Annotated in this window: 6 protein-coding genes; 2 read left to right on the top strand and 4 right to left on the bottom strand. The window is 65.2% G+C overall.

Features of this window, described 5'->3' with window-relative positions:
• Positions 1 to 118: 118 nt before the first annotated feature.
• Both IRZ24_RS10065 and IRZ24_RS10060 read left to right on the top strand, forming a co-directional pair.
• On the top strand, positions 119 to 793 hold the full coding sequence (locus IRZ24_RS10065) for a LuxR C-terminal-related transcriptional regulator (protein ID WP_297163392.1): 675 nt from the start codon (positions 119 to 121) through the stop codon (positions 791 to 793).
• The gene (locus tag IRZ24_RS10060; protein ID WP_297163389.1) at positions 759 to 1,235 is read left to right on the top strand and encodes a hypothetical protein; all 477 of its coding nucleotides are present in this window, start codon (positions 759 to 761) and stop codon (positions 1,233 to 1,235) included. The genes IRZ24_RS10065 and IRZ24_RS10060 overlap by 35 nt, the downstream gene beginning before the upstream one ends.
• Positions 1,236 to 1,288: 53 nt before the next feature.
• Here the strand turns inward: IRZ24_RS10060 and IRZ24_RS10055 are convergent, their stop codons facing one another.
• From IRZ24_RS10055 to IRZ24_RS10040, 4 genes are all read right to left on the bottom strand, one after another.
• The gene (locus IRZ24_RS10055) at positions 1,289 to 4,708 is read right to left on the bottom strand and encodes a Swt1 family HEPN domain-containing protein (protein ID WP_297163384.1); all 3,420 of its coding nucleotides are present in this window, start codon (positions 4,706 to 4,708) and stop codon (positions 1,289 to 1,291) included.
• A gap of 145 nt (positions 4,709 to 4,853) precedes the next feature.
• Positions 4,854 to 7,880 carry a DUF1156 domain-containing protein gene (locus tag IRZ24_RS10050; RefSeq protein WP_297163380.1) on the bottom strand — a complete coding sequence of 1,009 codons (3,027 nt, stop codon included), beginning with the start codon at positions 7,878 to 7,880 and terminating at the stop codon, positions 4,854 to 4,856.
• Entirely contained in the window at positions 7,877 to 11,416 is a 3,540-nt protein-coding gene (locus IRZ24_RS10045) for a helicase-related protein (protein WP_297163377.1), read from the bottom strand. The genes IRZ24_RS10050 and IRZ24_RS10045 overlap by 4 nt, the downstream gene beginning before the upstream one ends.
• A gap of 580 nt (positions 11,417 to 11,996) precedes the next feature.
• Positions 11,997 to 12,248: GTP-binding protein (locus IRZ24_RS10040; RefSeq protein WP_297163374.1), on the bottom strand; the 252-nt coding region annotated here is incomplete at its 5' end.

The raw sequence follows: 12,248 nt of genomic DNA, 5'->3' as shown, positions 1-12,248 counted from the left end.
CCCTGTTTGCTTTCCCCACCCTCGTTCTTCCCTTCATCATAGACAGCTTGCTTGCTCATCCCGACAAGACGATGTTCATTGCTACCTGTATTCATGCACTGAAGGAGGAAGACAGCTTATGACTCTCACCTGCCGGCCCAGGGCTGACCGCCGGTGGCGACGGCCCTTGACCCCGCGCCAGTGGCAGATCGTCCTCTTGCTGCGCCGCGGCCTCTCCCGCCAGGCTGTGGCCGCCCAACTGGGCCTTGCCCCTCACACCGTTGCCGTTCACCTCTCCCTGTTGCGCCAGCGTCTCTGTCTCGCCCGCCGCAGCGATCCACTCGCGCATGTCCCCTGGGAGCAGTGTCCGCCCACGCTGCTGCCGCCCGAGGGGTTGCCTCCGCTGCCTGGCAAACCAGCAAGCCAGCCCGAGGCGCCCACCCTCCCCGAACGGCGCTCATCGCCGGCGCTCAGACTGCGCGGACTGCGCCGCTGGCAGGTGCTGCTCTTGCTCCGGGCCGGGCTGACGACCACGGAGGTGGCCAGACAGTTGGGGCTGAGCCGCAACACGGTCTATGCGCATCTGGAGCAGATCCACACCCGGCTAGGGCTGGGGCCAGCACTAGCGCGACTGGCCGTTCTGGACTACATTCCCTGGGAGCAATGTCCGCCCGAGCTGCTCGCCTGGTGTCAGGACGAGCTACGCCGTCTGGGCCGCTCGGGCCAGACAGATTGCTCAAGCGGAGAGGAGATCTCAAGCAGAAAGGAGGAAACCGACCATGAAGATCCGTCAGCGCTCACGGCCCGGCCTTGAGCTGGTGCGGCGCCTACGGGAGCAAGGGCCGACGCTGGCGCCCGTCTCCAACGGACAGGGCGAGTCGCCGGCAACCTGGCGACATCTGGAGGAAGCGGTCGCGACCCTGGGTCAGGCTGAGGAGCAGGCCGAGGCGATGGAGCATGTGAGCAAGGTCTGGCAGGCCATCGCGGCGGCGCGGAGCCACCTGGCAGAACTGCCGCCGGCGCGGGCCTGGCAGATCCTCCTCTGGCCCTTCCGCCGCGAGCTGGCCGCTCTGGCGCTGGCCTCCTCGCCGGACGAGGTCGACGAGGCCGCTGCAGATGAGGCGCCGGCCTACGCTCTGCTGCAGACTGCCGACGGCCCGCCTGACATCTCCGCTTGGGCCGAGGAGGACCCGCCAGACCAGGACGCCGCGACGCGCCACCTCGGTGACTGGCCACGTTTCGTGGAGTCAGGCTGAGCTGAGACGGGCTGGCGTCCCGATCTGGCTGGCCGGTTGGCCTGCCGGCTAGACTACTCGCTCTCGAAGCCGAAGTCGGAGAATTTCAAGGTACGACAGTTCTCCTCGACGACCTGACGCTTATGGGCCGGGAAGCCGTCGGGGAAAGTGGCCTGGATCTCCAGGGTCACCTCAACTTTGGCCCCGGGCAGACTCAGCAGATGCTCAATGACCTCGCTGACGATGGTGTGAGCGCTGCTGGCGAGGTGCCGCGGATCGACCGCAACGGCCCCGTAGAAGCGGCGCTGTGGTGGCTCGGTGGCGACCGTCGCTGAGCTGCCAGCGACTGTATAGGCGGCGCTGGCCGACTGGCTCTGCTCGTAGAACGCAGCAGGTGAAGTCTGTAGCGCCGGCGCGGTCCCTGGCACGCTGCCAGCGGGAGCGGGGGCGCTCAGGGTGCTGGCTGCCGCCTGGGCCAGGCGGGCGCGCTCAGCCTCGGCTCTGGCGCGCGCCTCGGCCTCGAGCTGGGCGGCGGCCACCTCCGCCTTGACCACCAGGCCGGAAGGCTGCACCTGCTCTTTGCTCATAGGCTGACCGGCGCGCAGTCCCAGGTAGCGCTGACGCTCCTCATCCCAGGTGTCGGCGTAGGCAAAGCTATCGTCGCGCCACTGGGCCAGGCCCACGCCCTCGGCAATGGCCTGCAGCAGGACCTCGGGACTCTTGAGGCGCTTGAGATAGAGATAGCGCCCGTAGAAGTCCTGCAGCTCCTTGACGCTGACGTGGTTGCCGCGCCAGAGCGGGATGCTGTCCAGCTCCCGGCGCAGCCAGGTTGGCGCGTAGCGCTCGACGAGCTGTTCGCTCTCGCGCAGGGTGAAGCTGATGGATAGCGCGATTTGCTTCGGCTCCTGGCCGGTCATCTTGAGCTGACGCTCATCCAGAAGGATGCTGCTGCTGTCGCGGGCGTTGCTCTGCTCGGGGATGAGCAGCCAGCAGTAGCTTTCGGTGATGCGCAGATCAACGGTCTGGTTGGCCTCCTTCTGCTTGCTCTGGGCCTGATTGAGCTGGGCCAGGTCCAGATTGAGGCTCTCACGATCGTCCCAGATGCCTTTCCAGGCCAGAAACTCGCGCACGCCCTCCTTGAGGCCCTCGATTCGGTGGCGATCAGCGGCCAGGAAGATCAGCGTATTGCAATACTGGCGGCGCCCATTGCCGTGCTCCTGGAGCAGGCGCAAGGCCTCTCTGTAGGCCGGGCTGTGGCTATCTTTGGCGCCATGACTAAACTGCGGCTCCAGAATGACCAGGGCGACGCCGTTGTTCTCGTCGGGCACCTCGGCGCTGCTGGAGGGAAAGATATGGATGCGGGCAAAGGCTCCGCGCTGTTTAGGGCCGCTGAGGCTCGCGTGCAGGCGCCGCTCAAGCTCCTGGCTGATCTCGTAGTCCTGGACCTGGAGGGCGCGGTCCTGAGCCAGGCGCGTGATGCTGACGCGCGTGTCGTACCAGTAGCGCTGGCCATCGTACCAGAGGTGGGTTGAGCGATTGGAGAGGTGGCCCAGCGCGTCGCTGAAGGCCGAGATGTTTTCGCCGGGCATGACGCAGCCCAGCTTGATCTCGCTGACGGTCAGGCCGCGATTGGGACTGTGGACGGTGGGCGCCGTGCCCAGGAAGAGGGTGCGCGCCACGCGCCGGCTGGCGCCGCAGTGGCCCAGGTTGGGATACTCGCCGTCGAGGCGCAGCGGCAGCGAGTCAGGCCCGTCGACGTCCCTGGCGATCACCGGACGCCAGTTGTCTTCCAGGTAGTGCATCAGCTCGTCCTGGACGATGGGGGCGTCGATGGGGACGCTGCCGGGCATGATGAGCGGATTGGGGTCGTTGCGCTCCCAGAGCGTGCGCACGACGCTGGCCATCAGGCGCAGGACGCCGCGCGTGCGCTGGAAGCGTTCGAGGGTCGACCAGGCGCCGTAGAGGCGGTCGAAGAGTTCGGGATGGATGGGGTAGGCGCGCCTGATGCGGTCTTCGTAGCTGGCTTCATGGCTGGCGCTGGGAAACTCCTGCTGGTACTGCTCGTAGAATTGGACGAAGGTGCGCGCTACGGCGTCGCGGGCCTTGAATTGGTCGGGAGTGACCAGGTCTTTAAAGAGGCGTCGGCGCACGATCTCAAAGCTCTCTTCGGGACTGGCGGGACTCCAGGGGGCTTCGATGCGGCCAAAGATCTGGCTCAGGCGGGCCAGGGCCTCTTTGCCGCCCTGGCCGCCGGCTTCGCTGTCGGAGGCGGGCAGCGAGGCGACGAGCTGGACGAGCGGCGTGCTGCTGACGGCCTCGCTGAGGGCCTGAGCAAAGCTGAGGTTGGCCTCGAAGGTGCCGGCGGGCAGGTTGGGGTTGTGATAGAGCTGGCGCAGGTGGACGATCCATTCGTCGATGAGGATCAGGCAAGGGGCGGCGGCTGCGAAGATCTCGCGCAGGGTGTCGGAGCCAGGGCTGACGCCATGCCGGTCGGCTTCGGCGACGCGCTCGTAGCCGGCCTTGCCAAGCAACTGCCAGGCCAGTTCTCCCCACAGGGTGCGAATGGTGCAGCCATCCGGCTTGTGCTGGACGTCGCTGGGAGAGATGGCGTGGCCGACGATAACAACGCGCTGGACGCTGGGCAGGCTGCTGAGGTTGACCGCTGACAGCAGGCTTTCGACGCCGGCCAGCTCGGAGGCCGGGTAGCCAGAGAAGAGGTGGTAGAGGGCCAGCAAGGAGTGGGTCTTGCCGCCGCCAAAGTTGGTCTGCAGGTTGATGACGGGGTCGCCGCCCTGGCCGCTGAGGCGGCGCAGGACGTTGGTCAGCAGGCGGCGCAGGCCCTCGGTCAGGTGGGTGCGCTGGAAGAATTCGCGCGGGTCCTGGTATTCGGCTGGGGCACTGCCTTGTACCACCTGGGCCAGGTTGGCGGCGTATGTGGCCAGGCTATATTCGACACCGATGACGTCGGGCCGCGGCGTGATGATGCTGCGCCAGGAGGGCAGCCCGGCGACGCCTTTCTCGGCGACCAGGGCCGAGGTGCGCCGGGCCTGCCGCTGGGTCTGCTCTTCGTAGCGCCGGCGCATCAGCTCAGACATGAGCTGCTCGCATTGGTCGGCCTCATTCCTGGCGGAGACCGCTTCGAGCAGGCGCTGTGCGCTGTCGCAGGCGCGGTAAGCGTCGCTGGTGTCGAACGGCTCCTGATGGGCCCAGCGGTTGCGTGTATCGCGCAGCTCGCTGACCAGGCTGCGCTCAAGTGGTCCCAGCGTCTGCGCAAAGACCTGGTTCCACTGGTCCCACATGATGACGAGCAGGGCCTGGACGTCACGCAGGAGATCTTGATCCTCGGTGATGTGCTCTTTATGCAGGGACTGGGCGGCCTGTTTGCGCCAGTTGGTGCCATAGGTGTTCTGCATCTCGCGCTCGACGAAGGGCCTGAGGCCGTCGCGGAGATAGGTCAGGGCCTGACCGACGTATTCGTGGTTGGTGCGTGGCATATAGGGGGTCGCTCCTCTCCAGTTGCTCGCTTACTAGACGCTCATCAGGCAAACGCCAGGGTCATCGTCTCTCCCAATAAGGGAGAGACGGCAGCCAGGCACACTTTTGGCGCCCGGTTTTGCGCATTCTCTCCTTTCTCTGTGATTATTCTGGCAGCAGGCTCCCCTGTTCGGCAAGCTCGCCCCTGCTGTAGCGAAAGGCTTTCTGGCTGATGTCTGGCCAGGCGCTGGCCAGGCTGTTGTAGGGCAGGGCCTCCTGGGCCCAGCCGTGGCGCTCGCAGATGCTGTAGAGGCGGTAGGCCAGTTCAAGGGCTGACGCGGCCAGGTCCTGTCTCTGGCTGAGGAGCCTGGCGGCGTGCTCTTCGCCGCCGCCCTTGAGGAGGGCGTGGGCCAGGCGCAGGGTGAATTCCCAGGTGGTGAGCGGCTGGCCGTCGTTGAGGCGTTCGCGCTGGGGCAGGTCTTCGCCGCGCAGCAGGCGCACTTTGCCGCCGTGGGAGTGCACGATGCCGCTCTCGCTCAGGCGCTGGATAGAGATGTTTTTGGCTTTGGAGAGGGTTTCGGCGCTGCCGAAGTCGCCACTGACGAAGCCGAACTGTTCGAACCAGGCGACGGCCCAGCGGGTTTCGTTGTCAAAGTCGCCTTCCTGGGCGGTCAGGATTTCGTCCAGGACGCGGTTGATGAGCTGGAGGGCGGCACGCACGCTGACGGGGCTGCCGTCGACGTCTTCGACGCGGCGGTAGCGGGAGTAGATGGCCATGCCGGGACCGATGCTGGCCTGGGCCAGGTCGACGGGGGCGATGCCGCCTTGCTGCAGGTGGTGAATGGCCTGGGGCAGCTCCTGGCGCAGCTCGCGCAAGAATTGCTGGCGCGAGGCGATGGGGGCCTTCTCGGGGCGCGGGCGGCAGACGAGCACGATCGAGGAGACCAGGGCGTTCGATCCCTGCCCACGTGGGCGATTGGCGAGCTCCGTGCGGATGGGCCAGGTGCCGGTGATGGTGAAGCCGGCACTGATCAGGCCCTCGAGCATGGTCTCCCAGCCGGTGGAGGCTACCAGGGCCGTGCCGTTCTGGCCGTTGGCGGCTTGTTTGCCGTTGCGGCGCCGGGCCGCGCTCTGAGGAGCCTGGCCCTCCTCGGCGGCCTCTGCCTCGTCGTCTGCCAGCGGCTCGGCTGCCTCCTCCAGCTCCTCGTCAGGCGCCTCGTCCCCGGCCTGCTCGACATCGGCCTGCTTGAAGGCGTAGTAGAGGGTCAGGGGATAGTCGGGATGCTGGGCGGCGCGCAGATTGGCGAAGACGCGGCGCAGGCCCTCCTCGAAGAAGCGGCGGGCCTGGTCTTTGTCGCCTCCGTGGCGGTAGGGCGAGGCGATCAGCTCGCCGCCCTTGGGGGTGAGCAGGGTGGCGAAGAGGTCGGGATAGATGGGAGCCAGGCTACGCCGCAGCCAGACGTAGAAGAAGTCTGAGAGGTCGGCGTAGCCGACGTTGTCGTAGTAGGGCGGGTCGGTGGAAATAAGGGGCCGGGCGACGCCATTGACCGCCGCGCTGGCCTCGCACTGCCTGGCCACGCCGCGGGCGCTGCAGGGGACGGCCTCGATGACCGCGGCCACCCAGTTGATGGCTCCCATGAAATTGCCTCCCGAGCTACTGAAGGGATTTACTTCACTGAAGTCCCAGACCATAGGTATGGCTTGTCTCGAGAACGTATGACCAGCATTTTCACGAGTAACGTCCCATGCACAAATGGTAGAACATTTATCGGCCAACCGATCCACGGCCAGCGCCAGGTAGGTGGCCAGGGCGTCGGCGTAGGCGACGGGGCCGCTGCCGCCCTCGCGCAGGGGGCGCTCATCGCCAGCGCTGGCGGGGTCCAGCTCGCCCCAGGCGGCGCGTGCCTCGGCCAGCACCCGTTCGCGCGCCTCGGCGATCAGGTCGCTGAAGGTGGTCAGGGCCACAAGCTGGCGCGGCGTGAAGAGGTCGCCGAAGGTGACCATACCATAGAGTATGGGAGCCATGTAACGAGGTGCGTAGGATAGCTCTTGAGTGGGCTTCCATGAAGCGGGCTGCTCAATGACAGGCTCCCCTGCGGGGGGCAAATACACCCGCTGGTGTGGGCCTTCCGCCACCAGGGCCATACACTGATATCCCATACGTCCAGCACGCCCCTCCGCCCGCACATACTCCAGAGGGATCGTCGTATCACAAACCACACAGCGGGCGCCGCGGCGGTTCACCGTCCCCGCCGGCGGCTCACCCTGGCCCGTGTCTCCTGTGTGCACCACAAAGCGCACCCGCGGCGGCCTGCTCTCGCGCTCCACCAGCGGCTCTACCCAGGCCTCATGCCCCCGCTTCTTCGAGAGCCACCATTTGCTCACGAGCGGCATCTGAGCCCCGCAGGCCGGATTTGGACAGGTCACCGTGCGCGCCCACAGCCAGGCGATGACCGTCGCCTCGCCGTTGCTGTGGCTGGCCCCATTGGCCTGACTGGGCTTTCGCTTCCTGTCGGTGGCGGGCTGCTCTTCCAGCGCTGACGTCGGCAGAGGCACGCGCGGATAGAGGTGGCCGATGCGCCGCTCGGCCTCATCGCGCAGCCAACGCCCATAGGCACGAATATCGGCGGCCAGCCCGCGCGCCCCCTCCCACTGACCCGCGAGCAGGGCCTGACGCGCCTGCGGATGAACCGGCGGGCGCCCGGCGAAGCGCGGCGGGATCTCGATCAGCGCCTTATTGATGAGCACAGCCACCGGATTGAGATCGCCGGCCTGAGCCTCCAGCCCCAGGCGCAGCGCCTCCAGCGGAATCGAGCCGCCACCAGCAAAAGGATCGAGCACGGGAGGCGGCGCTCCGTTCGTCGCGCGGCGGATCTCCTCGCGGGCCTGCGCCAGCACCTGCTCATTGGTTGTATTCTCCCAGATGACCAACTGGCGGATCAGTTCGAGAAGCCGCTCGCGCTCCTGCTCCTGGCTGGCCTCATTGGGAAAACGCTCCGGGTGGGCCGACGGATCGTCCACCAGCGAGGCAAACAGCACGGCGCGCGCCGTCGCCAACGGCTTACGCGACCACCACAGATGCAGCGTCGAAGGATGACCATGACGCAGCGACTTCTCCTTAGAGGAAGCCTCATTAATAGCCTTCAGCGGCAGCGCCACCTCAATCAACTTCTTCTTCAGCGAATCACTCATCGCAGACGCTCTCCTTTTGCCAAAAGATCAGCGATCTTATAAAAAACCCCGCAGGCCAGCCGATCAGGAGGCTGCTCAAAAGGCTGGCGCACATACCAGACCGCGCACTGCGAGCCCTCCACCAGCACCAGCGCTAACACAAAGCGCTCCGGCTGATTCAGCGCCGTCAGAATCTCATTGCGCGTCACAAACACCGTCGCCGCCCCTTGCGTCCGACCCTTCACCTCAAGAAAGCGCAGCGCCCCCGTCTCCGGCACACGCGACTCAATATCATAGCCCCGATTCTCGCGACTCACATCGCGCGGCTCATAGCCCAGCGCCCGCTCCACCTCCATCACCGCCGCCATCGCCAGCCGCTCCACCTCGGGATTGCGCTCCAGCCCAACCTCATCCTCCGCATCCGCGCCCGCCCGCTCGGAGCCAGCCGCCGTCTCTTCCACCAGCGCCCGCCGACGCTCCGCCAGCAGACCCGCCGGCACCACCAGCGCCGCCCCCAGCACCCGCGGCGGCAGCGGCGTCAGCGTCCGCTCCCGCTCCAACTCCTCCATACGCGAATTCAGGCGCCCCTCAAGCTCCCGACAGCGCTGACGAGCCTGGTCCGCATTCAAGCGCGCATTCACCTTCCCCTGCCGCTCCGCCTCCGCCAGCTCAGCCGCCCGCTTATCCCAATAAATGATCTCCTGCATCAAGCGCTCGTGCACCGCCTGCCGCACCCGCTCCACCTGCTCCAGCCGTTGGCGGCGCACCTCCTCCAGATAGCGCGGCACCAGCTCGCGGATCGCATACGAGCGCGCCCGCTCCTCCAGATCCTCCTGCAGCCAGCGAGCCGCCAGCACATCGGCCAGCACCCCTTGCTCATCTTCTTTCAGCGCGCGGTAATCCAGGAAAGGCGCATAGCCTGCCGGCTGCATCTCCCCCCGGGCAGTGCACTCCACAAACAGCAACTGACGCGCCGCCACATGGCGCATGCCCGAGGCATCGACGCGGCCATCCTGAATCGTCATCTCCAGATAAAAGAGCACCCGCGGCTCCCGGCCCCCATCCTGCTCATCCAGCAAGATCGCCCCCTGCTGCAACAGCTCCCGATCCTCCTCCAGCACCAGATTCAGCACCGCCTCCAACAACGGATGGCCCGGACACAACAACTCCGCCGGCGGCTTCCCCGGCAGCGTCATCAGCTCCTTCTCAAACGTCACCCGCTCATAGCGCGGCAACAGCGCCCGTCGCAGACCCGCCGGCGAGCGCTCACGGATACGCTGCGGCACATGCGTCAGCTCATAGCGGCCTGGCTCACGGCGATAAAAGCGGCCCCCGAAGCGCTGAAAGGCCGTCAAGAAAAAGGAGGCCACAAAATGCGGCTGCAAACGCCGCGCCTGGGCCCGCTCCATCTCCTCGCGCACCTGACGCACCCGCACCACATCCCAGACCTCATGCGTCAGCGCCCGCTCCTCAAGCAAGCGCTGCAAATGAGAACGATCCAGGGCCGTCTCCACCGTCTGCTCCAGGCGGGCCCGCACCTCGGGGCGATCCCCATAGCGGATGGCCTCCACAATCAAATCGCGCAGCGAGCGCTCACCAAACTGCAAACGGCCCAGCACATCGAACACCTGCCCACCCAGCGCCTTACGCTCCTTATCCAGCTTTTCCAGCAAATGATAGTATACCTCGCCCTCGCGCGTATTCAGGGCCACCAGATTCCACAAATGGCAGGGATAGGTCTGCCCGATACGATGGATGCGTCCAAAGCGCTGCTCCAGGCGATTAGGATTCCACGGCAGATCGTAGTTCACCATCAAATGGGCCCGCTGCAAATTGATGCCCTCGCCCGCCGCATCCGTCGCCACCAGAATCAACACCTCCGGGTCCTGCGTAAAAGCCTCCTGAACCTGCCGACGCTCCGCCCGATCCATTCCGCCGTGGATCGCCACCACCGCCTCAGCGCGGCCCAGCAGACCCGTAATACGCCGCTGCAAATAGAGCAACGTATCGCGATGCTCCGTAAAAATCACCAGCTTACAGCGCCGGCCCTCAGCATCAAACATCGCCTGCTCATGCTGAAGCAAATCCGACAACTGCTCCCACTTACGATCACGGCCACTGCGGCGCACCTCCTCAGCCAGTTGCTCCAACTCCCGCAAGCGCTGAATCTCCTGCTCCAACTCGGCCATTGTCCGCGCCGCCGTCGCCAGATCCACCACCCTCTCCTCCACCTGCTCGCGCTCAGCATCTGGAGCATCCTCCTCCAACTCCGCCAGCTCCTCCTCATCCAACAGCGGCACCTCCTCGGGCAGCTCCACCGAAGCCATGAGCCGCTGCTGGTGCAGCTCCGCAAGGCGCCTCTCCAGACGCGAGCGACGCCGATGCAACGACTGATAAATGGCCTCTGGCGACGAAGCCAGCCGGCGCTGCAGAATCGTCAGCGCAAAGCCCACCGTTCCCTTGCGGCCCCCCTGCAAAGCATCGGCGCGATTAAACTCCTGGCGCACATACTCCGTCACCTCCCGATAGAGCCGCTGCTCCAGAGGAGAAAGCTCGTACGCCAGCGTCGACGCATAGCGCTCCGGAAAAAGCGGCTTCCCCTCGAAGGTATAGAGCTGCTCCTTTAACAAATGACGCATCAAATCGCCAACCGCCGCCGGCTTCACCCCAAAACGGATACGACCCGCGAAACGATCGGGATCGAGCAAGCGCAGAAAGAGCTGAAAATCCTCATCCTTGCCATTATGCGGAGTAGCCGTCAACAGCAACAAATGCGACGTGCGTGTCCCCAGCAACTCACCCAAATGATAGCGCTTCGTATACTTCACCTCATCGCCCACGAACGTCGCCGACAGCTTATGCGCCTCATCGAAGACCACCAGATCCCAGGACGTCTCTTCCAGCCAGGGCCGCAAAGCCTCATTGCGCGCCAGCACATCCAGGCGCGCAATCAACAGCGGCATCTCCAGAAAGGGATTAGCCGCTAAAGAGGCCGCTGCCCGCTCCTTCGTCCAAATCTCAAACGGCAACTGAAACTTACTCTTCAGCTCATCCTGCCACTGCTCCACCAGATTACCCGGAGCCACAATCAAACAGCGCTGCAAGGCGCCACGTAGCTGCAGCTCCTTAATCAGCAGGCCCGTCATAATCGTCTTCCCAGCGCCGGGATCATCCGCCAGCACATAGCGCAGCGGCTGGCGCGTCAGCAGCGTCTCATAGACCGCCGTAATCTGGTGCGGCAGCGGCTCAATCAGCGACGTATGGACCGCCAGCAACGGATCGAAGAGGTAGGCCAGCCGGATGCGAAAAGCCTCCGAAACCAGACGGAAGCGCTCCCCATCGGCCTTGAACGACCAGCGCTCCTCGGCGGGCACCACCGTCAACTGGGCCAGCCGCTCAGCATAGAGCAGCTCGGAACCAAGCTGGCCGTTAGCATCGCGATAAACCACCTCAACCTCATCCGGACCATGCGGCTGAACCGCAAGCAAGGTCACCACCTCATGAGGGCGCAGCCCCCGCACGCGCACATTGGGATAAAGCTCATTCACAGCAGCCATCGGAGACACACCTCTCTCCAACCTGACAGCGAACAAAAGGAGCGACAACCATAGGCCATCACCCATGCCTGCCTTTCCTCTCCCCCTGTCGACCGAGCACACGAGCGCGCCTTGTCTCCCAAGCGAACCTGAAGCCGCTGGGAGTCAGGCAAGGTCGGCGGAGCCAGACGGGCCAGGCCCCCATGCCGGGTCAGTCGCGGAATCCAGCGCAGCCTGACAACCAGCCAGGCAGCCAGGCAGCCAGAGGCCACAACACCGCTTCTTGGGGAAGCAAGCTGCACCTGGGGGAGAGCCTCCAGCACATCAACACGCGATCCTATCTAGCGATTGGATGGCCATTGCATACAAAAGAACGAAGCCAGGTGCGCAAAAATGCGGGCGAATTTGCTCACCATCGAGCACCCCAGATGATACGGCAGAGAGCGCAAGACAGCAAGGAGGAAATTCGGCAATAGAGAGGAGAGCTTTCTTAACCCCAGCCACCCAAGCCAGAGAAGGGCCAGGACAGGAGCAGCATGGCACCCACGGCTACCCCTGCCTGGCCCCGTCCAACAGACCAACTGGGCTGACAGCAGGCGGATCAAGAAGGAATCTCTATCTGCAACCTGCGGGCGCGCCGCATCTGCTCCTCCAGCCAGCTCACCACCACCTCCAACCCCTCACCGCTGCGCAAATTGGTAAAGACAAACGGTCGCTCCCCACGCTGGCGGCGCGTATCCCGCTCCATCACCGCCAGCGACGCCCCCACATACGGCGCCAAATCGATCTTATTAATCAAGAGCAAATCCGAGCGCAGAATCCCCGGTCCCCCCTTACGCGGCATCTTCTCCCC

The sequence above is a fragment of the Thermogemmatispora sp. genome, from assembly GCF_019683755.1.
GTDB lineage: Bacteria > Chloroflexota > Ktedonobacteria > Ktedonobacterales > Ktedonobacteraceae > Thermogemmatispora.
Note: the sequence above shows the minus strand (reverse complement) of the source record. Positions and strands in the feature narration are given on the sequence as shown.

Bases quoted from the DNA above. Each gene is read 5' to 3' on its own strand.
- IRZ24_RS10065 (WP_297163392.1), top strand. From the start codon at position 119: ATGACTCTCACCTGCCGGCCCAGGGCTGACCGCCGGTGGCGACGGCCC.
- IRZ24_RS10060 (WP_297163389.1), top strand. From the start codon at position 759: ATGAAGATCCGTCAGCGCTCACGGCCCGGCCTTGAGCTGGTGCGGCGC.
- IRZ24_RS10055 (WP_297163384.1), bottom strand. From the start codon at position 4,708: ATGCCACGCACCAACCACGAATACGTCGGTCAGGCCCTGACCTATCTC.
- IRZ24_RS10050 (WP_297163380.1), bottom strand. From the start codon at position 7,880: ATGAGTGATTCGCTGAAGAAGAAGTTGATTGAGGTGGCGCTGCCGCTG.
- IRZ24_RS10045 (WP_297163377.1), bottom strand. From the start codon at position 11,416: ATGGCTGCTGTGAATGAGCTTTATCCCAATGTGCGCGTGCGGGGGCTG.